A 24747-nucleotide genomic window follows, 5' to 3' on the forward strand; every position below is an offset into this window, starting at 1 on the left:
GCGGGAATACGCCGGGGGCCCGCGGCGTAGAATCCTGGTGTGACCGCCTCGCCCGTCCCCGGTTCCGCATCCACCTCCGTCTCGGTGCCCGAGCGCGACCCCTTCGGGTTCCTCGGCCTCACCTACGACGACGTCCTGCTGCAGCCCGGCTACTCGGACCTGGCCCCGTCGGACATCGACACGACCACGCGCCTCACGCGCGAGATCTCGATCCGCGTCCCGCTCGTGTCGGCGGCCATGGACACCGTGACCGAGTCGCGCATGGCGATCGCCATGGCCCGCCAGGGCGGGATCGGCGTGCTGCACCGCAACCTGTCCATCGAGGACCAGGCGCTGCAGGTCGACCTCGTCAAGCGCACGCAGACCGGGATCATCGACAACCCCGTGACGATCGGCCCCGACGCCACGCTCGAGGAGCTCGACAAGACGGCCGGCGAGTACCGCATCTCCGGGTTCCCCGTGCTCGACGCCGAGCGCCGCCTCATCGGCATGGTCACCAACCGCGACCTGCGCTTCACGCCCGTCGCCGAGTGGGCGACGACCAAGGTCGACGAGGTCATGACGCCGCAGCCGCTCATCACGGGCCCGGCCGGCATCTCGCGCGAGGAGGCGACGGCCCTCCTGCGCAAGCACAAGCTCGAGCGCCTCCCGCTCGTCGACGCGGACGGTCGGCTCAGCGGGCTCATCACGGTCAAGGACTTCGTCAAGTCCGAGCAGTTCCCGCAGGCCTCGAAGGACGGCCAGGGCCGGCTCCTCGTCGGTGCCGCGATCGGCTACTTCGGCGACGCGTGGCAGCGGGCGACGACGCTCATCGACGCCGGCGTCGACGTGCTGGTCGCGGACACCGCGCACGGCAACGTGCGCATGCTCATCGAGATGGTCGCGCGCCTGAAGTCCGACCCCGCGACGCGCGACGTCCAGGTCATCGGTGGGAACGTCGCCACACGCGAGGGTGCCCAGGCGTTCGTCGACGCGGGCGCGGACGCCGTCAAGGTCGGCGTCGGTCCGGGCTCGATCTGCACGACCCGCATCGTCACCGGCGTCGGCGTCCCGCAGGTCACCGCGGTCTACGAGGCGTCGCTCGCCGCGCGCCCGGCGGGCGTCCCGGTCATCGCCGACGGTGGCATGCGCCACTCGGGCGAGATCGGCAAGGCCATCGTCGCCGGCGCGGAGTCCGTCATGCTCGGCTCGATGCTCGCAGGCACCGAGGAGTCGCCCGGCGACACGATCCTCGTCAAGGGCAAGCAGTACAAGGCCTACCGCGGCATGGGCTCGATGGGCGCCATGTCCTCGCGCGGCAAGAAGTCGTACTCGAAGGACCGCTACTTCCAGGCCGAGGTCACGAGCGACGACATGATCGTCCCCGAGGGCATCGAGGGCCAGGTGCCCTACAAGGGCTCCCTCGGCACCGTGGCGCACCAGCTCGTCGGCGGGCTGCACCAGACGATGTTCTACGTCGGCGCGCGGACCGTCCCCGAGCTGCAGGAGAAGGGCCGCTTCATCCGCATCACGTCCGCGTCGCTCAAGGAGAGCCACCCGCACGACGTGCAGATGACCGTCGAGGCCCCGAACTACACGGGATTCTGAGCCGGGAGCCACCGGTCGTCCGACGGCCCGGGCCGCGCCGCTCCTCGCGGGCGCGACCCGGGCCGTCGACGCGTCAGGCCCCGGGTGGCCGACCGGCCGTCACGACGTCATGACGCGCGTGTGCAGGGCCTGCACCGCGTACCGCGCGGCCCAGAACGCGCCGTGCTGCCACGCCGAGATCTCGGACATCCAGTCCCCGGCGAAGTACACGTTGCCCGCGCCCTGCTGGAGCTGCTTGAAGCGCGACGACTGCGTGTTCGGGTAGGCCCACGCCCCCTCGATGTAGGGCACCTTGTGCCAGGCGATGGAGAACGAGCTCTCCAGCTCGGTGCGGTACTTCTCGCCGTGGATCTTCACGCCCTGCTCGACGGCGCGCAGCTCGCGCTGCTTGGGCGCCATGTCGGCGTAGGCCCGTGCGTTCGCGCCGGTGTTGTAGTAGCCCACGACGAGCCCCTTGCGCTCGCCGTACCCGTACGACGGGTACCAGACGTGAGCGAGGTCCATGTCGGTCTCGGTGATGCCACCGAAGATCTTGTGGTCGTCCTCCCAGAAGCGGGAGCGGTACTGCAGGCCGATCTTGCCTGCCGGCGACCCGACGGCGAACTCCCCGAGGGCCGCGTCGATGTCGGGTCCCCAGTTCGTCTGCCACCGCCGCATGAGGCCCGCGGGCGCCGAGACGATCGCGAAGTCGGCCTCGACCTGACGTTGCTTGCCGTTCGGCGCCGTGTAGGTGACCGTGACCCCGCGGCTGGTGTTCTCGACCGCCGTCACCGGCGAGCTGAGCTGCACGTTCTGCTTGCCTATGGCGCGCACGAAGTAGTCGTACGTCGTGTCCATGCCGCCCTTGGGCTGGAACATGAGCATCGACTGCTCCCAGTTGATCTCGAACGGGAAGTACTGCCCGACCTTCGAGGCGAGCACCTCCGAGACGCTGCCGGGGCCGGCCAGCGGCGTGCCGTGCTCGTTCCAGGCCGAGGGGTAGACCGCGTACCCGCGGTTGCTCCCGCCCCGGTACGCGCCGTCCGTGCCGAGGGAGCCCCAGCTGCGCAGGAACGCGCGCAGGTTCTCCTTGTCCGCGGCGGTCAGCCGTTGGTCGAGCGCACCCTGGTCGGTCGCGTGGTGCAGCAGCTCCGAGGTGTAGCCGAACACGTCGGCCTTCGCGGTGCGGTAGCGCACGGGGTTGCCCGGGGTGGCGCCGGTGCGCTCGTTGTAGAGGTACGCGTCCGCGTTGGCGTTGGTGAAGACCTCGTAGGGCACGCCCAGCTCGCGGAGGTAGTCCATCGTGACCATCCACTGGGCGATGCGCCCCGCCCCCGCGTTCATGTAGACGTTGCGGTCGAACCGGGCCGTCTGCGTGACGCCGTTGATGTCGGTCTCGGAGTCCCCGCCGCGGATCGTCAGCGTCCGCCCACCCACACGGTGCCGCGCCTCGAGCACGGTGACCTGGTAGCCCGCCTTCTGCAGCTCGTAGGCGGACGCCAGGCCCGCGGGCCCCGCGCCGACGACGACGACCTTCTTGGCGGAGCGTCCCGTCAGGGTGAAGTCGCTCTTCGTCGGGGCGATCCAGGACTCGTTCCTCGGCTGCGCGGCCGCCGTCGGGGCGAGCCCGACGGCGCCCATCGTGGCGAACATGACGCCGGCGCCGGAGGTGACCCCGACCGCCTGGAGGAAGTTGCGCCGGGAGACGCCGCCCGTGCTCTCGTCTGTGACCATGTGGCTCGGACCTCTCGTCGTGAAAGGTCTGACGGGCGACGCTCCCGGTCCTCGGTGCCGGGTGCCGCCGTCAGCACCGCGGCTGACGCTAGGGAGCCCGTGTCGCCGTCGCGGGTCCGGCACGTTTCGCGGCGGTCAACGGGTGACCGACCTCGTAAACGTCTCATTTCGTGTCCCGGGGCAACCGGTCACGGGTCGTGGCGCGGCCGTGCGGTCCGACGGCCTCGGTGCCTGCTGTCCGGACCCGGCCCGACACGTCGCCGACACGACCGCGAAACGACCGGTCGCTACGTTCGCCGCTCCGGCCGGACCCCACGGGTCCGGTCGGGTCGTGCGCCAGGGTGGCGCTCGTCCGACCCCTCGCCTGGAGGCACCATGAAGAACCGTACGAAGGTCGTCCTCGCCGTGGCCCTCACGGCTGCCGTCGCGGTCCCCGGCACGGCCGTCGCGGCAGGCAGGCTCTTCGAGCCGAAGCCCACCGAGGCCGTCTCCTTCGTCACGGGCGACACGCCCTCGATCGCCGACGGCGTGGCGTTCGGCAAGAACGTCGCCTGGTACAAGTCTTCGGGGCTGGGGCCGTCCGCGATGAACACCGCGCCCGGGATCTCCGCGGAGGCGCGGTACATCCCGACGGACGTGTTCCCCGGCGGTGTGCTTCCCGCCGGCGTGACGATCACCGAGGCGCAGGGCATCAACGCGCTCATGCGGATCGGCGAGAACCTGGAGAAGGCCGGTCTGTCCTACGACGACGTCGTCTCGATGCGGGTGTTCCTCCAGAACCCCGAGGGTCAGGAGAAGATGGACTTCGCCGGCTGGAACCGGGCCTACCGGCAGTTCTTCGCCAACACGAACCTCGCGACGGGCGCGACGATGGACGTCCAGCTCGGCTCCACGACGACGAAGCCGATGGTCGTCAACGAGGCGCGCCCCTCCCGGTTCGCGCTCGAGATCGAGAACCTGCCCGTCAACGGGTGGCTCGTCGAGGTCGAGGTCGACGCGGTCTACCCGGGCTGACCCCGAGCCGGTCGGCAGACGGGCCGGAGGGGCCCGGCGGGTCGACGAGCCCTGAGAGGACCACCCGGGGCGGCAGGACGCCTGCCGCCCCGGGCGGCCGTGGGACGACGACTCAGTCCCGGAACGTCTCGATGTTCGCGCCGAGCTCGCGCAGACGCTCGGTGAGGCCCTCGTAGCCGCGCGCGATGATGTCGACGCCGCGCAGGACCGACGTGCCCTTCGCGGCGAGCATCGCGAGCAGGATCACGACGGCGGGGCGCAGCGCGGGCGGGCAGCTCACCTCGGCGCCCGACCAGCGGGTGGGGCCGGAGACCTGGAGGCGGTGGGCGTCCAGGAGTCGGACGTCCGCGCCCAGGCGCGTGAGGTCGGTCAGGTGGACCGCCCGGCCCTCGTACACCCAGTCGTGGATGAGCGTCGTGCCCTGCGCGCACGCGGCGATGACCGCGAAGAACGGCAGGTTGTCGATGTTCAGCCCGGGGAACGGCATGGGGTGGATCTTGTCGATCGGCGCGCGCAGCTCGCTGGGGTGGACCGTGACGTCGACCAGGCGGGTGCGCTGGTTGCGGGCCAGGTACTCGGCGCTCTGCGTGTACCGCAGACCCATCTCGGAGAGGGTCGCGAGCTCGATCTCCATGAACTCGATCGGCACGCGCGCGACCGTGATCTCGGAACCGGTGACGATGCCCGCGGTGAGCAGGCTCATCGCCTCGACGGGGTCCTCGGAGACGGCGTACTCCACGTCGACGTCGATGTCCGTGCGGCCGTGCACACGGAGCGTCGTCGTGCCGACGCCGTCGATGCGGACTCCCAGCAGCTCGAGGTAGAAGCACAGGTCCTGGACCATGTAGTTCGGGCTCGCGTTGCGGATCGTCGTGACGCCCTCGCGCCGGGCGGCGGCCATGAGCGCGTTCTCGGTGACGGTGTCGCCGCGCTCGGTGAGCACGACGGACAGGTCCGTGCCCGGCGCCGGGGCGACGGTCGCGTGGTAGTTGCCGCCCGTGGCGGTGACGGCGAGGCCGAAGGGGCGCAGCGCGATCATGTGCGGCTCGACGGTGCGCGTGCCGAGGTCGCAGCCACCCGCGTAGGGAAGCTCGAACGTGTCGCGCAGGCCGAGCAGCGGACCGAGGAACATGATGATCGAGCGGGTGCGGCGCGCGGCGTCGACGTCGATCGCGCCGAGGTCGAGCTGGTCGGGCACGACGATCTCGAGGTCCCGGCCCCCGGTCGTCCACGTCGCGCGGACGCCGATCGAGCGCAGGACGTCGACGATGCGGTCGACCTCGACGATGCGCGCGACCCCGCGCAACGTGGTGCGACCGCGGTTGAGGAGCGAGGCGCACAGGAGCGCGACCGCGCCGTTCTTCGAGGAGTTGACCTCGATGCGTCCAGACAGCGTGTGGCCGCCCTGGACGCGCAGGTGGGAGTGCTTGGGCCCACCGAGGCTGATGAGCTCGGAGTCGAGGGCGAGGCTGATGCGGTTGAGCATCTCGAGGCTGAGGTTCTGGGCGCCCTGCTCGATGCGGTGCACGGCGCTCTGGCTCGTGCCGAGCCGCTCGGCGAGCTGGGTCTGCGTGAGCCCACGGTTCTGCCGGGCGCCGCGGATGAGGGCGCCGACCTGGACCAGGGGGGCATCGTCGATCACAGTCATGCGGCGACGATAACTCATCCATGAGATACAGGCGGGTCGAGAGTGCCGCCACGGTGCGTCCTCACCGGGTCGTCACGAGTTCACCATCCGTCATGTGAGATATCCGTCCTGCTCGGCCCGGCACGGCGCGGCTCACGAGGGCCAGCGACCGTCCGCCCCCGCGCCGACGTACGCGTGCTCGCGGCGCTCCGGGTCGAGGTTGTCCACCCATCGCCGGTGCGCGACCACCTGGAGGTCGTGGAGCACGTCGGGCGGCAGCGCTCCCCGGTCGGGGAAGGCGCGCAGGAGTGCGTCGAGCACGTCGAGCGTCGCGAGCACGTCGGCGTCGGCCGTGTGCAGCGTGCCCACGTCGACCACGCCGTAGCGTGCGCACAGGTCGACGAGGCGCCGCTTGCCCTCGCGGTCGGGGTCCCACCACCGGTCGAGCACGAGCGGGTCGAGCACGGGCCGCACCGGCCGGCCGAGACGTGCGGCGAGCGTCGGCAGGTCGTGGCGCGTGAGCTCGACGTCGAGCAGGGACAGGTCGAACGCCGCGTTGTAGGCGACGAGGGGCACCCCGTCGCGCTGGGCGTCGACGACGAGAGCCGCGATCTCGTCGAGCGCGACGCGGGGCGACGCGCCGGAGGCTGCAGCGTGCGCCGTCGTGACGCCGTGGATCGCCGTCGCCTCGGCCGGGATCTCGACGCCCGGGTCGAGGAGCCACGTGCGCACGTGCGTCCCTCCCGGCTCGCGCAGCACGAGGGCCGCGGTGACGATCCGGTCGACGTCGACGTCGACGCCCGTGGTCTCGGTGTCGAGACCGAGGAGCGGCCCTGCCGTCCAGGGCGTCGTGATCATGGTCCACCTCGGTCTTCTCGCGGTCCTCGCCGGTGCCGTCCGGCGACGTCCGTCACCCTGCCAGCGGCCACCCACAACACCCGCTCCCGGCCGCCGGTAGGCTGACCCGGTGAGCAACGAGATCGAGATCGGACGTGGCAAGCGCGGGCGGCGCGCGTTCTCCTTCGACGACGTCGCGGTCGTGCCCTCCCGGCGCACGCGCGACCCGGAGGAGGTCTCGGTCGGCTGGCAGATCGACGCCTACCACTTCGAGCTGCCGATCCTCGCGGCCCCGATGGACTCGGTGATGAGCCCGGCCACCGCCGTCGCGCTCGGCAACCACGGCGGGCTCGGTGTGCTCGACCTCGAGGGCCTGTGGACGCGCTACGACGACCCCACCGCCCTCCTGGAGGAGATCGCGGCGCTCGAGCCGGTCGAGGCGACGCGGCGCATGCAGGAGATCTACGCCGAGCCGATCAAGGCCGACCTCATCACGCAGCGGCTCAAGGAGATCCGGGCCGCGGGTGTGACCGTCGCGGGCGCGCTGTCTCCCCAGCGGACGCAGGAGCACTACCAGACGGTCGTCGACGCGGGCGTGGACCTCTTCGTCATCCGCGGCACCACCGTCTCGGCCGAGCACGTCTCGGGCGTCGCGGAGCCGCTCAACCTCAAGCGGTTCATCTACGAGCTCGACGTCCCCGTCGTCGTCGGCGGCGCGTCCACGTACACCGCGGCGCTGCACCTCATGCGCACGGGCGCGGCCGGCGTGCTCGTCGGCTTCGGCGGCGGCGCCGCGCACACCACGCGCGTCTCCCTCGGCATCCACGCCCCGATGGCGACGGCGGTCGCCGACGTCGCGGCCGCACGCCGCGACTACCTCGACGAGTCGGGCGGCCGCTACGTGCACGTCATCGCGGACGGCGGCGTCGGGCGCTCGGGCGACCTGGTCAAGGCCGTGGCGTGCGGGGCGGACGCCGTGATGATCGGTGCTGCGCTCGCACGCGCCGAGGAGGCGCCGGGCAAGGGCTGGCACTGGGGCTCGGAGGCGCACCACGCCCAGCTTCCGCGCGGCGAGCGGGTGCGGGTCGGCACGGCCGGCACGCTCGAGGAGATCCTCTTCGGCCCGGGCCGCCAGGCCGACGGGACGCTCAACCTCGTCGGCGCGCTCCGGCGCGCCATGGCCACGACGGGGTACTCCGACCTCAAGGAGTTCCAGCGCGTCGAGGTCGTGGTCTCGCCCTACCAGCCGCGCTGACCGCCGTCGTGACCGGACGGATCGCGGACGGGCCCGGTCTCTCGCGCCTGGTCGACACCGGCGGCGTCGCATCGGAGCCGGAGCCGGAGCCGGAGCCGGGCGTCGTGTTCGGGGAGGTCGCGGACGACGACGTCGAGGCGGTCGTCGCGCTGTGGCGCACCTGCGGGCTGACACGGCCGTGGAACGACCCCCACCGCGACGTCGCGGACGCACGGCTGGGCGAGACGTCGACCGTGCTGGTGGGCCGCGCCGCGCGCGACCTCACCGACGACGGCCGGACCGAGGACGACGGCCACCCGGGTCCGGTGCGTGCGGGCGAGGTCGTCGCGACGGCGCTCGTGGGCGTCGACGGGCACCGGGGCTGGCTCTACTACGTGGCCGTCGACCCCCGACTGCAGGGGCGGGGCACGGGCCGCGCCACCGTGGTCGCGGCGGAGGCCTGGCTCGCCGGGCGTGGCGCACGTGCCGTGCGCCTCATGGTGCGCTCGACCAACGAGGCCGTGCGCGGGTTCTACGACCGGCTCGGGTACACGGACCAGGAGTGCGTCGTCCTCGGCAGGCCGCTCGGCCCGCCCGACGCCCGCGACGCCGGGCGATGACGACCGCCACCACCTGGGAGCCCGGTCACGACGAGCTCGCCGCCGTCGAGGCCGAGCACCGCGCACGGGTGGCCGCGCTCGACCCGCTCGTCGCCGTGCCCGACCTGGGCGCCGCGCCGGGGGACGACCGGTTGCTCGCCGTCCGGCTCCCCGACGGCTCGCGGGCGGTGGGGCTGCTCGCGGTCGGGGACGTCGCGCCCGACTCCCCGGCGGCGACGTTCCGCGCGCTGCGCGAGCACCGGCTGCGAGCCCGCGCCGCCGGGCCCGACGTGACGGCCGCCGTCGGGGCGCTCGTCGACGCCTGGGTCGCGCGCGTCCGGAGTGCGCCCGGCACGGCGCCTCGGGGCGACGGCCTGCCCCAGCGCGGCCCGGCGCCCCGTGACCACGGGCTGACCCTGCTGTGGCCGAGCCGCGACGCCGCGGCGGTCGCGGCGCTCGCCGCCCGGGGGCTGCGGCCGACGACGCACCTCGCGGCGCGGTCCGGCGCCGCCTCGACCAGGTCCTCTGCCGAGGTGCCGCACGGCCTCGTCATCGAGGACGCGACGCCCGACGACGTGGACGCGGTCCTCGAGCACCAGCTCGCGGAGATCGCGTACGACGAGCTCGTCGGCGCGGCGCGCCGGCGCCCCGAGGCGCGCGAGCGGCTGCGGGCCGAGGTCGCGTCGGCAGTGCTGAGCCCGGGCACGACGGTCCTCGTGGCGCGGGCCGTCCAGGGCAGGAGCGCTCCGGGGGCGAGCGATCCCGGTGACCGACCCGGGGACGTCCTCGGGGTCGTCGCCGTGGAGCCGCCGCACCGAGCGGTGCCCGTCGCCGGCGCCGTGACCGCAGGCCCCGTCGCGTACGTCGTGGTGCTGCACGTGGCGCCGGACGTCCGTGGCGGCGGCCTCGGCGCGGCCCTCGTCGCCGCTGCGCTCGCGCGTGTCCACGAGGAGATCGGGCCGGACGCCGTCGTGCTCCTGCACCACGGGGTGCTCAACCCGCTCTCGGCGCCGTACTGGGCGCGCCACGGCTTCCGGCCGGTGCTCACGACGTGGGAGCTGCCTGTCACCCCGACGACGTAGCCTGTCCCCATGACGAGCTCACCCGGCACCTCCGGACCTGCGCACGGCGACGGCGCCGCGCTGGACGGTCTGATCGACCCCGAGAACCCGGCGGCGACGTACGTCCTCGAGCCCGACGTCGTGGCGCCCCTCGCGGCGCGCGTCGTGACGAGCAGCTCGGCCGGGATGCACCGTTCGGTGCTCCCGTTCACGGGTGCGCCGCTCGCCGCGTTCCCGTTGTCGTCGGTCGACGACGTGGCGCGCGCGGTCGACCGGGCGCGCGACGCCCAGCGCTCCTGGGCGCAGGTGGCGGTCCGCGAGCGCGCCGCCGTGCTCCGGCGCCTGGGCGAGCTCGTGCTCGCGCGGCAGTCGGACGGCCTCGACCTCATCCAGATGGAGTCCGGCAAGTCGCGCCGGAGCGCGTTCGAGGAGATCGGGGACGTCGCGATCGTCGCGCGGCACTACGCCGTGCGCGGACCGCGGTACCTCGCGGATCGTCGGGTCCCGGGCATGCTGCCCGTCCTCACGGGAACCCGCGTGCATCGGCGTCCGGTCGGCGTCGTCGGCGTGATCGCGCCGTGGAACTACCCGCTCACCCTCGCGCTCGCCGAGGCGGTGCCCGCGCTCCTGGCGGGCAACGCCGTCGTGCTCAAGCCGGACCCGCAGACGACGCTCACGGCGCTGTGGGCCGCCGAGCTGCTCGAGGAGGCGGGCCTGCCCGCCGACCTGTTCCTCGTCGTCACGGGCGGCGGCGACGTCGGGGCCGCGCTCACGGACGAGGTGGACCACATCGCGTTCACCGGGTCGACCGCGACGGGCCGCAAGGTCGCCGCCCGGGCGGGCGAGCGCCTCATCGGTGCGACGCTCGAGCTCGGTGGCAAGAACCCCCTCTACGTCGCGGCGGACGCGGACGTCGCCGCGGCCGCTCGAGGTGCCGTGCGGGCATGCTTCTCCAGCTCGGGACAGCTCTGCGTGTCGATCGAGCGCGTGCTGGTGCACGAGGACGTCGCGGACGAGTTCCTCGACGCGTTCGTGCCGCTCGTGCGCGAGATGCGCCTCGGTGCCGGGCTGGACTACTCGTCCGACATGGGGTCGCTCACCTCGCAGGCCCAGCTCGACCGCGTCGTCGCGCACGTCGACGACGCGCTGGCCCGCGGCGCGCGCGTCCTCGCGGGCGGTGTCCACCGCGCGGACATCGGGCCGTGGTTCTACGCGCCGACCGTCCTCGACGGCGTGCCCGACGACGCCGCGTGCGCGCGCGAGGAGACGTTCGGACCGGTCGTCACCGTGCGCCGCGTCGCGAGCGACGACGAGGCCGTGCGCGTCATGAACGACAGCGACTACGGGCTCAACGCGAGCGTCTGGACCCGCGACGTGGCCCGGGGCCGCCGGATCGCGGCGCGCGTCGAGGCGGGGAGCGTCAACGTCAACGACGGCTACTCCGCGACGTTCGGTTCCGTCGCCGCCCCGATGGGCGGGTTCAAGTCGTCCGGGCTGGGCCGTCGCCACGGGCGCGAGGGGATCGAGGCGCTCACCGAGGCGCAGACGATCTCGGTCCAGCGCGGCGCCAACCAGGGCCTCACGCTCGACACGCTCTACGAGGTCGGCGGGGAGCTGCCCGGCAAGGTGCTCACGGCTGCGCTCGACGCGATGCGGCGGCTGCGCCTGCCCTGACACGCCGGTGTCGCGCGCTGCTGCTCGCGGGTAGGAGCGGGGTCAGCGGAACGTCGCGTCGAGCACGGCCTTCGTCGCGGCGGGCACCTCGCGCACGCGGTAGAGCACGGCCTTCCACGGCTCGACGCTCGCCGAGCTGACCCCGACCCCGACGGCGTCGAGACCCGCGACGCGGCACGAGAACAGGGTGCGCGGCAGGTGGTAGCCCTGCGTGACGACCACCGCCGTGCGCACGTCGAACTCTGACGCGGCACGCGTGCACGTCGCGTGCGTGTCGAAGCCCGAGCGGTCGAGCAGGATCACGTCGTCCGGCACCCCTCGGTCGAGCAGCCACGCCCGCATCGACCCCGGCTCGTCGTAGTCGTCGTGCGCGTCGCCGCTCACGAGCACGACGGGCGCGACGCCCCGGGCGTACAGGTCCGCGGCTGTGTCGAGGCGTCGCCGCAGGTAGGTCGACGGTGACCCGTCCGGCCGCAGACCGGCGCCGGGCACGACGATCGCGTCGCTCGTCGGTACGTCACCCCGGTCGGCGACGTGCGCCCGGCCGATGCCCTGCACGACGACGAACGGCGTGAGCACGAGCACCGCCAGCCCGACGGTGACCCCGACCGCCCTGCGACCGAGCCGGGGGCGCGTCATGCCGGGGCCTCGAGCGTCGCGAGCTCGTCGCGCAGGTTCGTCCGGGCGCGGTTCTCCCAACGCCGGTGGCCCGAGGCCGTGCGGAAGAGCGCCTCACCTCCGAGCAGCGACCGGAGGACGGCGGCGCGTCCGAGGCGGAAGGCGTCGTCGGGCACGTGCGCGTACTCGGCGCGCACCTGCCGGACGTACCGCGCGTACCGGTCGGGCGCCGACCCGAGGATCGCGAGGTCCGCGTCCGACACCAGCGCGCCCGCGACGTCGTCCGCCGCGGGGGAGTGGTCCGTCGTCACGAGCACGAGGCGCGCGACCTCGTCGACCGCGCCCACCTGGAGATGTGGACCGAGCATCTGGGCGGCGAGCTCGGCCGACCTCTCCTCGTCGCGCCCGGCCTCACCGTCGTGCACGGCGTCGTGGAACCACAGCGCGAGCTGGGTCGTCGTCGAGGTCGTCGCGCTCTCCCTGCCCGACGCCGCGGCCGCACCGACGAGCCCGGGCGCACGCGCGCCGTCGGGCACCCCCGCCGGACGCCCTTCGAGCAGCGCGAGCGAGTCCAGCGCGTGCGCGAGGTGCTCCGGGCCGTGATAGACGCGGTGCGGCTCGTGCCACCGTTCGACGAGCTCCACGCCGACGGCGCGTGCCCCGGGAAGCAGCGCGTCCCACCGTGCGAGCAGCGCGTCCGCCTTCGCCGCGCGCCGCGCCCGACCGGGCACCCGCAGCCCGGACGCCCCAAGCCGCCGCGCGAGCTCTCGGCCGCCCACGGGCACCGCCCCCGCGGCGAGGGCGTCGTCGTACCGCTCGGCGGCGACGTCGTAGTGGTCGAGGTCGAACGCCCGCCGGCTCACCCCGATCGACGCGGCGAACGCGTGGAGCTCCGCCAGCGACGCGTCGGACACGAGGTGCGAGAACAACGTCCCGTGCGCGGGCCACGCCGGCGGGTCGATCAGTACGGTCACCGACCGAGCATCCCACCGACCGGCGAGTCGAGGCGCGCGCCACGTCCGACGATCAGGCCGCGGACCTGCGCGCAACGACGAGGTGCCCTCCCGCCCCGCCCCGGGCTACGCCGGGCGTCGCCTACGAAGCCCGGGACGCCGCTTCCACGACCTCGACGCACTGGCGCGCGATCGCGAGCTCCTCCATCGTCGGCACCACCATCACGAGCGTGCTCGTCCAGTCCGGCGAGACGACGCGCGGCTCGCCGGAGTCGACGGCGTTCCGCTCAGGGTCGACGGCGAGGCCGAGCGGCTCGAGGCCCTCGACGACGGCGGCCCGCACGTGCGCGTCGTGCTCGCCGACCCCGGCGGTGAAGGCGAGGACGTCGACGCGGCCGAGCACCGCGTGGTACGCGCCGACGTACTTGCGCAGCCGGTGGATGTAGACCTCGAACGCATGGCGTGCGTCCTCGTCGCCCGAGTCGATGAGGCGACGCAGCTCGCGGAAGTCGTTGACGCCGGAGAGGCCCTTGACGCCCGAGCGCTTGTTGAACAGGTCGTCGATCTCGTCGATGCTCATGCCCGCGTTGCGCGCGAGGTGGAAGACCACCGCGGCGTCGATGTCGCCGGTGCGGGTGCCCATGACGAGGCCTTCGAGCGGGGTCATGCCCATCGACGTGTCGACCGCGACGCCGCCGCGCACGGCGGAGGCGGACGCGCCGTTGCCGAGGTGCAGGACGATCGTGTTGAGCCCCTCGATGCGGCGCCCGAGGACGCGCGCGACCTTGCCCGACACGTACTGGTGGCTCGTGCCGTGGAACCCGTAGCGGCGCACGCCGTGCTCCCGGGCGACCTCGCGGTCGAGCGCGTACGTCGACGCGGCGTCGGGCAGCGAGGAGAAGAACGCGGTGTCGAACACCGCGACGTGCGGGACGTCGGGCAGGAGCTCGCGCGCGACCTCGATGCCCTTGACGTTCGGCGGGTTGTGCAGGGGCGCGAGGGGTGACAGGTCGGAGATCTGGCGCACGACGTCGTCGTCCACGAGGACCGGGGAGGAGAACACGGCCCCGCCGTGCACGACGCGGTGCCCGACGGCGTACACGTCGGCGTCGGACAGCTTCGGCCCGACCTCGTCGAACAGGCCGAGCGCGATGCGGAGCGCGACCCCGTGGTCGGCGACGTGCTCCTCGCGGCTCGTCGTGTTGCCGGCGAACCGGTGCTTGATGATCCCGGACTCCTCGCCGATGCGCTCGATCGTGCCGGCGGCGATGGCCTCGCCGCCGACCGGGTTGACGAGCTGGTACTTGAGCGAGGACGACCCCGAGTTCATGACGAGCACGGACCCGTGCGCGCCGTAGGCGCTGTAGGGGTTGGGGCGCTCGCCCTCGGGCAGGATCGTCATGAGGTGGCTCCCTGGGAGGCGGCGGGTGACTGCGCCTGGATCGCGGTGATGGCGACGGTGTTGACGATGTCCTGCACGAGCGCGCCGCGCGACAGGTCGTTCACCGGCTTGTTGAGGCCCTGGAGGACGGGTCCGACCGCGACGGCGCCGGCGGAGCGCTGCACGGCCTTGTAGGTGTTGTTGCCCGTGTTGAGGTCCGGGAAGATGAACACGGTCGCACGGCCCGCGACGTCCGAGCCGGGCATCTTCGACGCCGCGACGGACGCGTCCACGGCGGCGTCGTACTGGATCGGGCCGGCGACGAAGAGGTCGGGGCGGCGCTCGCGGACGAGCTCCGTGCCGCGGCGCACCTTGTCGACGTCGGCGCCCGAGCCGGACTCCCCGGTCGAGTACGACAGCATCGCGACGCGCTGGTCCACGCCGAACTGCGCCGCCGTCGCGGCCGACGAGATCGCGATGTCGGCGAGCTGCTCGGCGGTCGGGTCGGGGATGACCGCGCAGTCGCCGTAGACGAGCACGCGGTCCTCGAGGCACATGAGGAACACCGACGAGACGACGGAGACTCCCGGCTGCGTCTTGATGATCTCGAACGACGGCTTGATGGTGTGCGCGGTCGTGTGCCGGGCGCCCGAGACCATGCCGTCGGCGAGGCCCAGGTGGACCATCATCGTGCCGAAGTACGAGACGTCCTGGACGCGCTCGCGCGCCTCGTCGAGCGTGACGCCCTTGTGCGCGCGCAACCGCGCGTACTCCTCGGCGAACCGCTCGACGTGCTCGGGGTCGTGCGGGCTGAGCACGCGCGCGGCGTCGATGTCGAGTCCGAGCTCGGTGGCGCGTGCCCGCACGCGCTGCTCGTCGCCGAGGATCGTCAGGTCCGCGACCTGGCGGCCCAGGAGGGTCGACGCGGCGCGCAGGATGCGGTCGTCCTCGCCCTCCGGCAGGACGACGTGCTTGCGGTCGGCGCGCGCCCGCGAGAGCAGCTCGTACTCGAACATGAGCGGCGTGACGACCTCGGGCCGCGGGACGTCCAGGCTGGCGAGGAGCGCGCTGCCGTCGACGCACCGCTCGAACAGCGCGAGCGCCGTGTCGATCTTGCGCTGCGACTCCTTGGTCACGCGTCCGCGGGCGGACGCGGCGGCGCTCGCGGTGCGGAACGTGCCGAGCTCGGTGCGGATGATCGGCAGGCTCGGGTCGAGGTCCGCGACGAGCCGCGCCGTCGACTCGGGCGGGAAGAACCCGCCGTTGAGGATGACGCCGGCGAGCGAGGGGAACCCCGACGCGGAGTGCGCGGCGAGCAGCCCGATGAGGATGTCGACCCGGTCGCCCGGTGTGATGACGACGGCGCCGTCGGTGAGCCGGTCGAGCAGGTGCTCGAACGACATGGCCCCGACGAGCAGGTCGAGCGCCTCACGGCCGAGCAGCTCCTCCTCGCCGAAGGCGAGCCGCCCGCCCACGGCCTCCATGAGGCTGCGCACCGTGGGGGCGTCGAGGAACGGGTCCTCTGGGATCGCCCACGCGGGCAGCCGTCCGGCGCCGTCACCCGGCTCCGCGGTCGCGGCCTCGGCCGACGCACCGGCCGAGGAGCCGTCCGGACCGAGCGCTCCGAGCAGCGCGCGCACCTTGTCGAGCTCCTCGGGGCGACAGCGGTTCGCGACGACCCCGACGGGCTGCGCGTGGTGCGAGCGCAGCTCGGCGACGCTCACCTCGACGAGGTTCCCGACGGCGTCGGGCGTGCGGTCCTTGCCCGACACGACGAGCAGCACCGGCGCCGCGAGGTTGGCGGCGACGCGCGCGTTGAACGACAGCTCCGTCGGCCCCGCGACGTCCGTGTAGTCCGTGCCGACGACCACGACGAAGTCGCACGTCGCGGCGACCTCGTGGTACCGCGAGACGATGCGCGAGAGCGCTGCCTCGGGGTCGTCGTGCACGTCGTCGTAGGTGACCCCGATCGCCTGCTCGGCGGTGAGGTCGACGCCGTCGTGCGCGAGCAGGAGCTCGAGGACGTAGTCCTGCACGTCCGGCCCGGCGGCCCGCGTGACCGGCCGGAAGACCCCGACCCGCTGGACCCGGCGGGTCAGCAGGTCGAGGACTCCCAGCGCGATCGTGGACTTGCCGGTCTCGCCCTCGGGCGAGGTGATGTAGATGCTGCGAGCGGTGTCGCTCACTCGTTGTCTCCTCCTGTGTCCTGCACGGCGCGCCCGCCGTTGTACTGCGGCCCGCCCTCTTCCGTCGCCGTCTCGCCGACGTCGGGCCACACCCAGTCCCGCACCTCGGGGATGTCCTCGCCGTGCTCGCGCGTGTACTGCCGTGCGGCGAGGCGCGCGTCGACCATCTCCTGGCGCAGGCCCGCGTAGGTCGAGCGCAGCGACGGGACCCGGTCGATGACGTCGACGACGAGGTGGTAGCGGTCGATGTCGTTGAGCATCGCCATGTCGAACGGCGTGGTGGTCGTGCCCTCCTCCTTGTACCCGCGCACGTGGATGTTGGGGTGGTTCGTGCGCCGGTACGTGAGGCGGTGGATGAGCCACGGGTAGCCGTGGTAGTTGAAGATCACGGGCCTGTCCGTGGTGAACAGGGTGTCGAAGTCCTTGTCCGACAGGCCGTGCGGGTGCTCCTTCTCGTCCTGCAGCCGCATGAGGTCCACGACGTTGACGACCCGGACCTTGAGGTCGGGGATGCGCTGCCGCAGGATGTCGGCGGCTGCGAGCACCTCGAGCGTCGGGACGTCGCCCGCCGAGCCGAGGACGACGTCGGGGTCCTCGCCCTCGACCTCGGTGCCGGCCCACTCCCAGATGCCCAGACCGCGCGTGCAGTGGGCGATCGCCTGCTCCATGGACAGGAACTGCGGTGCCGGCTGCTTGCCCGCCACCACGACGTTCACGTACTGGCGCGAGCGCAGGCAGTGGTCGTACGTGGAGAGCAGGGTGTTGGCGTCCGGCGGCAGGTACACGCGGACGATCTCGGCCTTCTTGTTCACGACGTGGTCGATGAAGCCCGGGTCCTGGTGGGAGAAGCCGTTGTGGTCCTGACGCCACACGTGGCTCGACAGCAGGTAGTTGAGGCTCGCGACCGGCCGTCGCCACGCGATGTGGTTGGTGACCTTGAGCCACTTCGCGTGCTGGTTGAACATCGAGTCGACGATGTGGATGAACGCCTCGTAGCTCGTGAACAGGCCGTGCCGCCCGGTGAGAAGGTAGCCCTCGAGCCAGCCCTGGCACTGGTGCTCCGAGAGCATCTCCATGACCCGCCCGGCGCGCGCGAGGTGCTCGTCGACGTCGGGACCGAAGAAGTCGGCGTTCCACTGCTTGTCCGTGACCTCGTAGACCGGCTGGAGGCGGTTCGACGCCGTCTCGTCCGGTCCGAAGATCCGGAAGTTGTCCGGGTTGAGGCGCACGACGTCGGTCAGCCACTGGCCGAGCACGCGCGTCGCCTCCGCGACGGAGCCGCCCGGCGCCTGCACGTCGACCGCGTAGTCGCGGAAGTCCGGCAGGCGCAGGTCCTTGAGCAGGAGCCCGCCGTTCGCGTGCGGGTTGTCGCTCATGCGCAGCGTGCCCGACGGCGCGAGCGCGGCCACGTCGGCGACGAGCCGGCCGTCGTCGTCGAACAGCTCCTCCGCGCGGTACGACTCGAGCCAGCCGCGCAGCACCTCGAGGTGCTCGGGGGTGTCGCGCGCGCTCGCGAGCGGCACCTGGTGGGCGCGCCACGAGTCCTCGGTCTTCTTGCCGTCGATGACGGGCGGGCACGTCCAGCCCTTGGGCGTGCGGAAGACGATCATCGGCCAGGCCGGGCGCTCGTCGTTCCCCGCGGCCGCGTCCGCCTTGATCTGGGCGATGTGGTTCAGCACCTCGTCGAGGAGCTTCGCGAAGCGCTGGTGGACCTCGAAGTGGTCCTCGCCGTCGAAGCCGCCGGTGAAGAAGTACGGCGTGTGGCCGTAGCCGATCATGAGGTCGCGCAGCTCGTCGTCGCTGATGCGCGCGAGCACGGTCGGGTTGGCGATCTTGTACCCGTTGAGGTGCAGGATCGGCAGCACGACGCCGTCGTTGCGCGCGTTGACGAACTTGTTCGAGTGCCAGCTCGTGGCGAGCGGCCCGGTCTCCGCCTCGCCGTCGCCGACGACCGCGGCCACCAGCAGGTCGGGGTTGTCGAACGCCGCACCGTAGGCGTGGGAGAGCGCGTAGCCGAGCTCGCCGCCCTCGTGGATCGACCCGGGGGTCTCGGGGGCGACGTGGCTCGGGATCCCGCCCGGGAACGAGAACTGGCGGAACAGGCGCCGCAGGCCCTCGGTGTCCTGCGTGACGTCCGAGTAGTACTCGGAGTACGTGCCCTCGAGGTAGGCGTTCGCCACGAGGCCCGGACCGCCGTGCCCCGGCCCCGCGACGTAGATCGTCGACTGGCGACGCTGGGCGATCGCGCGGTTGAGGTGCGCGTAGAGGAAGTTGAGTCCGGGGGTCGTCCCCCAGTGGCCGAGCAGGCGGGGCTTCACGTCGTCGCGCGTCAGCGGCGTGCGCAGCAGCGGGTTGTCCAGCAGGTAGATCTGCCCGACGGACAGGTAGTTCGCGGCACGCCACCACGAGTCGACGCGACGGAGCGTCTCGTCGTCGAGCGGAGTGACCTCGGCAGGGCGCCAGGCGGTGGTCTCGGTGGTCGTGGTCGTGCTCATCTCACGCTCCTGCAGAGGGGAAGGGTTCGTGAACGACTACGGCTTCATACAACCGCATCGACCGGGCACCTGCACGGTCCGTGACAGGGCCGGGCCCTGTGACGTGCGTCGGGAGGGCGACAAAGGGTCCAAGGTCCCGAGCGCCGCACCTCTCGCCAAGGACCTGCGACCTCGCTATGCTCACGGCCGCAGGGGGTTCGTTCGCAGTGCTTCCAATGGTGGAGGCGCGCGAGTCCCCTGGTTTGGGGGAAGTCGAATGAAGCGCAGGTTCCGTTCCGCCGTTCTCGCCGGTGTGCTCGCCGCGGGCCTCGTCGCGGTCCCGGTCACGGCCGCGTCCGCCGCAGGTGGTACCGGCAGCAAGACCTTCACGTGCCCGGCCGGGCGACAGGCCGTCGTGACGGCGAGCGCGACGTGGCACGTGCAGCTCACCGTGAACGGGACGACGCGGAGCAAGTCCGTCGCCTCCGGCGGCGCTGTCGTCACCATCGCGGCGGGCTCCTCGACGGCGAACTACTCGGCCTACACCGCCGGCCCGGCCTCACGGCCGTCGATCTCTATCGACTGCCGGATCTGACCGGTGGGCCGGGGCGGGTGACCACCCGCCCCGGCCGCGTCGTCGACGTACGACGCGCCCGGCACGTCGTCCCCGTGTGACCTTCGTCGTCGGAGGCTCCGGGATGGGGGTGCACGGGGGCTGCCCGGATACCGTGGGGGCGTGCCCGAGCCCACCACCCCGCGATCGTTCTGGGCGGTCGCCCGCCAGCCCCGCACGATCGGGCTGCTCGTGCTCTTCCTGGCCGCCGCCATGGTGTGCGCGCGCCTGGGCGTCTGGCAGCTCGACCGGGCTCAGCAGCGCGCGGAGCTCGCGGCGCAGCAGGAGGCGGCGGAGCTCGAGGCAGTCGGCCCGGAAGGCGTGGGTGACCTGCTCCCGCCGCAGTCGACCTTCCCCGGCGAGCTCGTCGGACGGCAGGCGTGGGTCGAGGGCGAGTACGACACGCAGGGACAGCTTCTCGTCGAGGACCGCGCGCTCGACGGGCGCGTCGGCTACCTCGTCCTGACGCCCCTGCGCGTGACGGACGACGGCACGGGCGGCGAGTCCTGGGCCGACCTGTCCGGTGCACCCGTGCTGCCTGTCGTGCGGGGGTGGGTCGAGACGCCCGAGGAGAGCGCCGCGCTCGAGCCGCCCGACGGCGTCGTACGCCTCACGGGCTACCTCCAGGCCTCCGAGGCGGCGGGCCAGGGCGGGTCCGCCCCCGGGCTGACGGACGCCATCTCCACCGGTGCGCTCGTCAACGAGTGGGGAGGGCCGATGTACTCCGGCTACCTCGTGCTCCTCTCGTCCGAACCGGAGCAGCCGTCGGCGGCCGAGGGGGGCCCGGCGCAGCTCCCGCGCCCGACGATCGAGGGCGGGACCGGGCTCAACCTCCAGAACCTCTTCTACGCGCTGCAGTGGTGGGTGTTCGGCGGCTTCGCCGTGCTGCTGTGGGTGCGTCTCGTCCGCGACGAGGCGTCCGGCGGGAAGCGCCGCACGCGCGGCGACGACGCCGGCATCGCGGGCCTGCCCGCGGAGCCCCGCGCCTGATTCCCTGCCCGGAACAGGGCGGGACCGGTTTGCTGCCCGCGTGGTCGGCTGGGTGGTCGGGTCGGGTCGTGTCGTGTGCTCGGGCTGCCGCGCCGTCGCCTCGGCCCCGGCTGTCTCACCTCGTGACACGGGCCTTGTGACGAGTATGTATGGACTGCAGTCTTATGCCCGTTCGAGCAGAGCGCCCGAGCTGTCCGCCGGACGATGCCGACCGGCGGTCGAGAGACATGGGGGAACTCCATGAAGAAGCGTCTTGCACCTGTCGCCGCCGCAGCCATCGCGCTGGGCCTGGTCCTGGTCCCGGCGACCAGCGCGAGCGCCGCGACCAAGTCCACGGCGTACAACTGCGGTACCCGCGACGCGAAGGTCACGGCGAGCGCGCCGACGAACGTGACCCTGAGGGTCGGCAGCACGACGCGGAGCGACAGCAACAGCGCGGGCGCGTCCGTCACGCTGTACGACTACGACGGCAGGGGCACCGCCTACGCGTCGTCGAGCAACAGCTCGGTCTCGATCCACGTCACGTGCTTCTGACCCGGGTGCACTTGCACCGTCGGATCGCCTGACCGCTCAGGTCACCGGTGCCCGGTCGACGTCTGCGCGACGACCGGGCACCGGTGTGACCGGCTACTCCTGCTGCCAGGAGTGCCAGAGGCTGGCGTAGTCGCCACCGGCCGCGACGAGCTCGTCGTGCGGGCCGATCTCGGTGATCCTCCCGCCGTCGACCACGGCGACGCGGTCGGCGTCGTGCGCCGTGTGCAGGCGGTGTGCGATCGCGACGACGGTGCGACCCTCGAGCACCGCGTTGAGCGAGCGCTCGAGGTGGCGTGCCGCGCGCGGGTCGAGCAGCGAGGTCGCCTCGTCGAGCACGAGCGTGTGCGGGTCGAGCAGGACGAGACGTGCGAGCGCGACCTGCTGCGCCTGCGCGGGCGACAGGGTGTGACCGCCCGAGCCGACCGTCGTCTCCAGTCCGTCCGGCAGCGCCTCGGCCCAGGCGCGGGCGTCGACGGCGTCGAGCGCGTCGAGCAGCTCGTCGTCGCTCGCCCCGACCTTCGCGAGGCGCAGGTTGTCCGCGAGCGAGCCGACGAAGACGTGGTGCTCCTGCGTGACGAGCGCGACCTGTCGCCGCAGCTCCTCGAGCGGCAGGTCGACCAGCCGTACGCCGCCCATGCGGACCGAGCCCGCCGTGGGCGGGTGGATCCCGGCGACCATGCGGCCGAGCGTCGACTTGCCCGCGCCCGAAGGTCCCACGACGGCCAGCCGCTCGCCGGGTTCGAGGTCGAGCGAGACGCCGTGCAGGACGGGGTGCCCCTCGCGGTACGCGTACTCGACGTCGCGCGCCACGAGCCGGTCGTCGGACGGCTGCTCGTCCGTCGCGGTGCGGTCGCCCGGGACCTGCGAGACGCCGACGATGCGCGCGTACGACGCCGCGGCCACCTGGATCTCGTCGAGCCAGAAGATGAGGTTCCACACGGGGCCGGCGAGCTGGAACGCGTAGGTGGTCACGGTCGCGACGGCGCCGAGCGTCGTCTGTCCCTGGGAGAGCAGCCACCCGCCCCACACGAGCGCGGCGACCGGAGCCACCGCGACCGCGAGGTCGATGCCCGGGAAGAGGACGGTCCGCAGGCCGAGCGTGTACCGCTCGGCCTCGAAGGCCTCCGTGAGGTCCGCGCGCACGCGGTCCTGGCGGCGACGGACGAGCGACAGCGCGTCGACGGTGCGCGCGCCCTCGACGCTCTCCGTGATGGTCCCGTTGAGCGTCGCGTACGCGGCGGCCTCGCGCTGGTACCCGGCCGACGCGCGGCGCAGGTACCACCGGGCGACGACGACGAGCAGGGGCACGCCGACGAACAGCGCGAGCGCGACGAGGGGCGCCACGACGAGGGCGGCGACGACCGTGAGGACGAGCGTCACGACCGCGACCAAGAGCTGCGGCAGACCGAAGCGCACGGCGTGCTGGATGCGGTCGACGTCGTTGGTGGTCCTCGCGACGAGGTCGCCCGTCCCCGCGCGCTCGACCGTGGACAGCGGGAGGGTCGTCACGGTGCCCACGAGGTCCTCGCGGAGCTCGGCGAAGACCGTCTCTCCGAAGACCATGGAGATGCGCTGCGCGTAGCGGCGCAGCACGGCCTGGGCGACGACAGCGACCGCACCGACGGCGACGATCCGCGTGACGTACCCGGACGTGGTGCCCTGCGTGACGGCGTCGACGAGCCGCCCGAGCAACCAGGGGCCGACGAGCCCGGCGACGGCGGCGAGGACGTGCAGGATCGCGACGAGCACGAAGGTGCCGCGGTGCCGCGCGAACAGCCGGTCGGCGGCGGCGCGGACGGCGGTGGTGTCGGCGACGGGGAGCTTCACGGTCGTCCTTCTTCCTGGACGCCGCCCGCGGGGGCGAGCGCGGGGATGGGCGCCTCGTCGAGGGAGCGGCCGACGACGCGCAGGTAGCGGGCGGCGACGTCGTCCGGCGAGACGTCGAGGGCGTGGGCGCGGTCCACGAGCGCGCGGTGCCTCCCGAGCCGGACGGCACGTCCCTCGTCGAGGAGCAGCACCTCGTCGACGTGCTCGAGCACGAGCGGGGAGGCGGTGACGACGAGCGTCGTGCGGCCGCGGCGTGCCTCGGCGAGGCGTGCCGCGATCCGCGCCTCGGTGTGGGCGTCGACGGCGCTCGTCGGCTCGACGAGGACGAGGATCTCCGGCTCGGTCAGCAGGGCGCGCGCGAGCGCGACGCGTTGGCGCTGCCCACCGGAGAGCGAGCGGCCCTTCTCGGGGAGCTCGCCCGCGAGCCCGTCGGGCACGGAGTCGAGCACGTCCTGCGCGTCGGCCACCGCGACCGCGGTCAGCACCTGTTCGTCGGTCGCGGTCCCGCGTGGGTCCAGCTCCTCGCGCAGCGGCCCGGAGAAGAGCTGCGGCGTCGCCTCCGCGACGACGACGCGCCGGCGCAGCGCGTCCTTGTCGAGGTCCGCCAGGAGCGTGCCGCCCAGGCGCACGGGCGTCGCCGCCTCGGCTGCGTCGTCGAACCGGCCGAGGCGCGTCGCGACGGCGGCGGACTCGTCCGGGTCGGCGGAGACGAGCGCGACGAGGCGGCCGGGCTCCAGCACGAGCCCGGTCGTCTCGTCCACGAGCGGGCTGCCCTCGGGCGGCATCGGCGCCGTGGCCTGGCGGGCGCCGGCAGCCGGCTCGACGGCGAGGACGCGCACGATCTTGCGCGACGCGACGTGCGCGCGCGTCGCGATGTTGAGCATCTGCGTCGCGACCTGCAGCGGCCAGCCGAGGAACGCCGCATAGCCGTAGAACGCGACGAGCTGCCCGGGAGTGATGTCGCCGCGCAGCGCCGCGTTCGCCCCCAGGTAGACGACGAGGACGACGAGGAGGCCGGGCAGCAGGACCTGGAGCGCGTCGAGCGTCGCCTGCGTGTGCGCGACCTTGACCCCCGTCTCGCGCACCTTCTGCGACTGGCGGGCGTAGCGCCCGACGAAGACGCTCTCCCCGCCGATCCCGCGCAGGATCCGCAGGCCCGAGACGGTGTCGGCGCCGAGCGTCGTGAGCCGTCCCTGCGCCTCGCGCTGCGCCGCCTGGCGCTGCTGCAGCGGCTTGACCAGCAGGGCCAGCACGGCCGCGACGACCGGGAGGCCCACCACGACCACGAGCCCGAGCTGGAGCGACGTCGACAGCATGATGACGGCCACGACGACGTACGCGCCCAGGGCGCCGAGGAACTGGCCCATCATCGAGAACAGCTGCCCGACGCGCATGGCGTCGCTCGCCACGGTCGACACGACCTCGCCGGTGGGCAGCTCCTCGGTGATCGCGTCGCCCGACCGCGCGGTGACGTCGCCCACGAGCTGCGACGTGGTGAGGGCCGACCGCATCCAGTTCACGATGTCGAACCGGTGCTGCGTCACTCCCGTCACGACGATCCCGAGCCCCAGGGCGAGCAGGAGACCCGCCCACCGCCACAGGTCCGGACCGAAGCCGGCCGACAGACCCTCGTCCAACGCCCGGCCCACCATGTAGGGCTGCAGGGCCTGGCACGCGAAGTTCACGAGGCCGAGCAGCACGGAGACCGTGAGCACCGTCCACTGGCGCCGGGCGAGCCAGAGGAGGTACCGGGCCGGCCCGCGCAGGTCGGGGGTCCCCGGGTCGGGGAGGGGGAGGGGTCGCACGGTGTTCTACCCTAGGTTCG

Annotated in this window: 19 protein-coding genes; 9 read left to right on the forward strand and 10 right to left on the reverse strand. The window is 73.0% G+C overall.

Features of this window, described 5'->3' with window-relative positions; genetic code table 11:
- Window positions 1-39: 39 nt before the first annotated feature.
- Complete coding sequence (gene guaB / locus ACMXGY_RS06065; protein WP_483775960.1) at window positions 40-1587, forward strand: IMP dehydrogenase; 1548 nt, start codon at window positions 40-42, stop codon at window positions 1585-1587.
- A 99-nt stretch (window positions 1588-1686) separates the two neighbouring features.
- On the opposite strand, the gene ACMXGY_RS06070 is transcribed toward guaB, so the two are convergent.
- Complete coding sequence (locus ACMXGY_RS06070) at window positions 1687-3300, reverse strand: flavin monoamine oxidase family protein (RefSeq protein WP_483775961.1); 1614 nt, start codon at window positions 3298-3300, stop codon at window positions 1687-1689.
- Between the two features lie 375 nt (window positions 3301-3675).
- On the opposite strand from ACMXGY_RS06070, the gene ACMXGY_RS06075 reads away from it, so the two are divergent.
- A complete protein-coding gene (locus ACMXGY_RS06075) occupies window positions 3676-4314 on the forward strand; it encodes a Rid family hydrolase (RefSeq protein ID WP_483775962.1) in 639 nt (212 codons plus the stop codon).
- Window positions 4315-4426: 112 nt separating this feature from the next.
- Here the strand turns inward: ACMXGY_RS06075 and ACMXGY_RS06080 are convergent, their stop codons facing one another.
- Window positions 4427-5962: a UDP-N-acetylglucosamine 1-carboxyvinyltransferase gene (locus ACMXGY_RS06080; protein WP_483775963.1), complete on the reverse strand. Its 1536-nt coding sequence runs from the start codon at window positions 5960-5962 to the stop codon at window positions 4427-4429.
- Between the two features lie 132 nt (window positions 5963-6094).
- Window positions 6095-6799 carry an exonuclease domain-containing protein gene (locus tag ACMXGY_RS06085; RefSeq protein WP_483775964.1) on the reverse strand — a complete coding sequence of 235 codons (705 nt, stop codon included), beginning with the start codon at window positions 6797-6799 and terminating at the stop codon, window positions 6095-6097.
- 109 nt (window positions 6800-6908) lie between these two features.
- Here ACMXGY_RS06085 and ACMXGY_RS06090 point away from each other — a divergent pair, with 109 nt between their 5' ends.
- The 4 genes from ACMXGY_RS06090 to ACMXGY_RS06105 are packed head-to-tail and all read left to right on the forward strand — an operon-like array spanning window position 6909 to window position 11346.
- Window positions 6909-8033, forward strand: coding sequence for a GuaB3 family IMP dehydrogenase-related protein (locus ACMXGY_RS06090; RefSeq protein ID WP_483775965.1), 1125 nt, complete (start codon window positions 6909-6911; stop codon window positions 8031-8033).
- 8 nt (window positions 8034-8041) lie between these two features.
- Window positions 8042-8632 (forward strand): GNAT family acetyltransferase, encoded by a 591-nt coding sequence (locus ACMXGY_RS06095; RefSeq protein WP_483775966.1) that lies wholly within the window; start codon window positions 8042-8044, stop codon window positions 8630-8632.
- On the forward strand, window positions 8629-9693 hold the full coding sequence (locus ACMXGY_RS06100; RefSeq protein WP_483775967.1) for a GNAT family N-acetyltransferase: 1065 nt from the start codon (window positions 8629-8631) through the stop codon (window positions 9691-9693). The genes ACMXGY_RS06095 and ACMXGY_RS06100 overlap by 4 nt, the downstream gene beginning before the upstream one ends.
- 9 nt (window positions 9694-9702) lie before the next feature.
- On the forward strand, window positions 9703-11346 hold the full coding sequence (locus ACMXGY_RS06105) for a succinic semialdehyde dehydrogenase (RefSeq protein ID WP_483775968.1): 1644 nt from the start codon (window positions 9703-9705) through the stop codon (window positions 11344-11346).
- 42 nt (window positions 11347-11388) lie between these two features.
- Here the strand turns inward: ACMXGY_RS06105 and ACMXGY_RS06110 are convergent, their stop codons facing one another.
- The 5 genes from ACMXGY_RS06110 to ACMXGY_RS06130 form a co-directional block, all read right to left on the reverse strand.
- The gene (locus ACMXGY_RS06110) at window positions 11389-11985 is read right to left on the reverse strand and encodes a SanA/YdcF family protein (RefSeq protein WP_483775969.1); all 597 of its coding nucleotides are present in this window, start codon (window positions 11983-11985) and stop codon (window positions 11389-11391) included.
- Window positions 11982-12938, reverse strand: coding sequence for a DUF4031 domain-containing protein (locus ACMXGY_RS06115; protein ID WP_483775970.1), 957 nt, complete (start codon window positions 12936-12938; stop codon window positions 11982-11984). The genes ACMXGY_RS06110 and ACMXGY_RS06115 overlap by 4 nt, the downstream gene beginning before the upstream one ends.
- 121 nt (window positions 12939-13059) lie before the next feature.
- A complete protein-coding gene (locus tag ACMXGY_RS06120) occupies window positions 13060-14319 on the reverse strand; it encodes an acetate/propionate family kinase (RefSeq protein ID WP_483775971.1) in 1260 nt (419 codons plus the stop codon).
- Window positions 14316-16484, reverse strand: a complete 2169-nt coding sequence (pta, locus tag ACMXGY_RS06125; RefSeq protein WP_483775972.1) for a phosphate acetyltransferase — start codon at window positions 16482-16484, stop codon at window positions 14316-14318. The genes ACMXGY_RS06120 and pta overlap by 4 nt, the downstream gene beginning before the upstream one ends.
- The gene (locus ACMXGY_RS06130) at window positions 16481-18979 is read right to left on the reverse strand and encodes a phosphoketolase family protein (RefSeq protein WP_483775973.1); all 2499 of its coding nucleotides are present in this window, start codon (window positions 18977-18979) and stop codon (window positions 16481-16483) included. The genes pta and ACMXGY_RS06130 overlap by 4 nt, the downstream gene beginning before the upstream one ends.
- 256 nt (window positions 18980-19235) lie before the next feature.
- Between ACMXGY_RS06130 and ACMXGY_RS06135 the strand changes: the two genes are divergently transcribed.
- The 3 genes from ACMXGY_RS06135 (at window position 19236) to ACMXGY_RS06145 (ending at window position 21095) form a co-directional block, all read left to right on the forward strand.
- Window positions 19236-19553 (forward strand): hypothetical protein, encoded by a 318-nt coding sequence (locus ACMXGY_RS06135; RefSeq protein WP_483775974.1) that lies wholly within the window; start codon window positions 19236-19238, stop codon window positions 19551-19553.
- A gap of 141 nt (window positions 19554-19694) precedes the next feature.
- Window positions 19695-20561: an SURF1 family protein gene (locus ACMXGY_RS06140; protein WP_483775975.1), complete on the forward strand. Its 867-nt coding sequence runs from the start codon at window positions 19695-19697 to the stop codon at window positions 20559-20561.
- A 240-nt stretch (window positions 20562-20801) separates the two neighbouring features.
- Window positions 20802-21095 (forward strand): hypothetical protein, encoded by a 294-nt coding sequence (locus ACMXGY_RS06145; RefSeq protein WP_483775976.1) that lies wholly within the window; start codon window positions 20802-20804, stop codon window positions 21093-21095.
- 93 nt (window positions 21096-21188) lie between these two features.
- Here the strand turns inward: ACMXGY_RS06145 and ACMXGY_RS06150 are convergent, their stop codons facing one another.
- Window positions 21189-22922, reverse strand: a complete 1734-nt coding sequence (locus ACMXGY_RS06150; RefSeq protein WP_483775977.1) for an ABC transporter ATP-binding protein — start codon at window positions 22920-22922, stop codon at window positions 21189-21191.
- On the reverse strand, window positions 22919-24727 hold the full coding sequence (locus tag ACMXGY_RS06155; protein WP_483775978.1) for an ABC transporter transmembrane domain-containing protein: 1809 nt from the start codon (window positions 24725-24727) through the stop codon (window positions 22919-22921). Before ACMXGY_RS06155 ends, ACMXGY_RS06150 begins: the two co-directional genes overlap by 4 nt.
- Window positions 24728-24747: the final 20 nt, after the last annotated feature.

The organism is Cellulosimicrobium sp. G4 BAM 1002 (assembly GCF_057126935.1).

Coding starts and splice junctions, on each gene's coding strand:
- ACMXGY_RS06070 (WP_483775961.1), bottom strand. CDS start 3,300: ATGGTCACAGACGAGAGCACGGGCGGCGTCTCCCGGCGCAACTTCCTC.
- ACMXGY_RS06075 (WP_483775962.1), top strand. CDS start 3,676: ATGAAGAACCGTACGAAGGTCGTCCTCGCCGTGGCCCTCACGGCTGCC.
- ACMXGY_RS06080 (WP_483775963.1), bottom strand. CDS start 5,962: ATGACTGTGATCGACGATGCCCCCCTGGTCCAGGTCGGCGCCCTCATC.
- ACMXGY_RS06085 (WP_483775964.1), bottom strand. CDS start 6,799: ATGATCACGACGCCCTGGACGGCAGGGCCGCTCCTCGGTCTCGACACC.
- ACMXGY_RS06100 (WP_483775967.1), top strand. CDS start 8,629: ATGACGACCGCCACCACCTGGGAGCCCGGTCACGACGAGCTCGCCGCC.
- ACMXGY_RS06105 (WP_483775968.1), top strand. CDS start 9,703: ATGACGAGCTCACCCGGCACCTCCGGACCTGCGCACGGCGACGGCGCC.
- ACMXGY_RS06110 (WP_483775969.1), bottom strand. CDS start 11,985: ATGACGCGCCCCCGGCTCGGTCGCAGGGCGGTCGGGGTCACCGTCGGG.
- ACMXGY_RS06120 (WP_483775971.1), bottom strand. CDS start 14,319: ATGACGATCCTGCCCGAGGGCGAGCGCCCCAACCCCTACAGCGCCTAC.
- ACMXGY_RS06130 (WP_483775973.1), bottom strand. CDS start 18,979: ATGAGCACGACCACGACCACCGAGACCACCGCCTGGCGCCCTGCCGAG.
- ACMXGY_RS06135 (WP_483775974.1), top strand. CDS start 19,236: ATGAAGCGCAGGTTCCGTTCCGCCGTTCTCGCCGGTGTGCTCGCCGCG.
- ACMXGY_RS06145 (WP_483775976.1), top strand. CDS start 20,802: ATGAAGAAGCGTCTTGCACCTGTCGCCGCCGCAGCCATCGCGCTGGGC.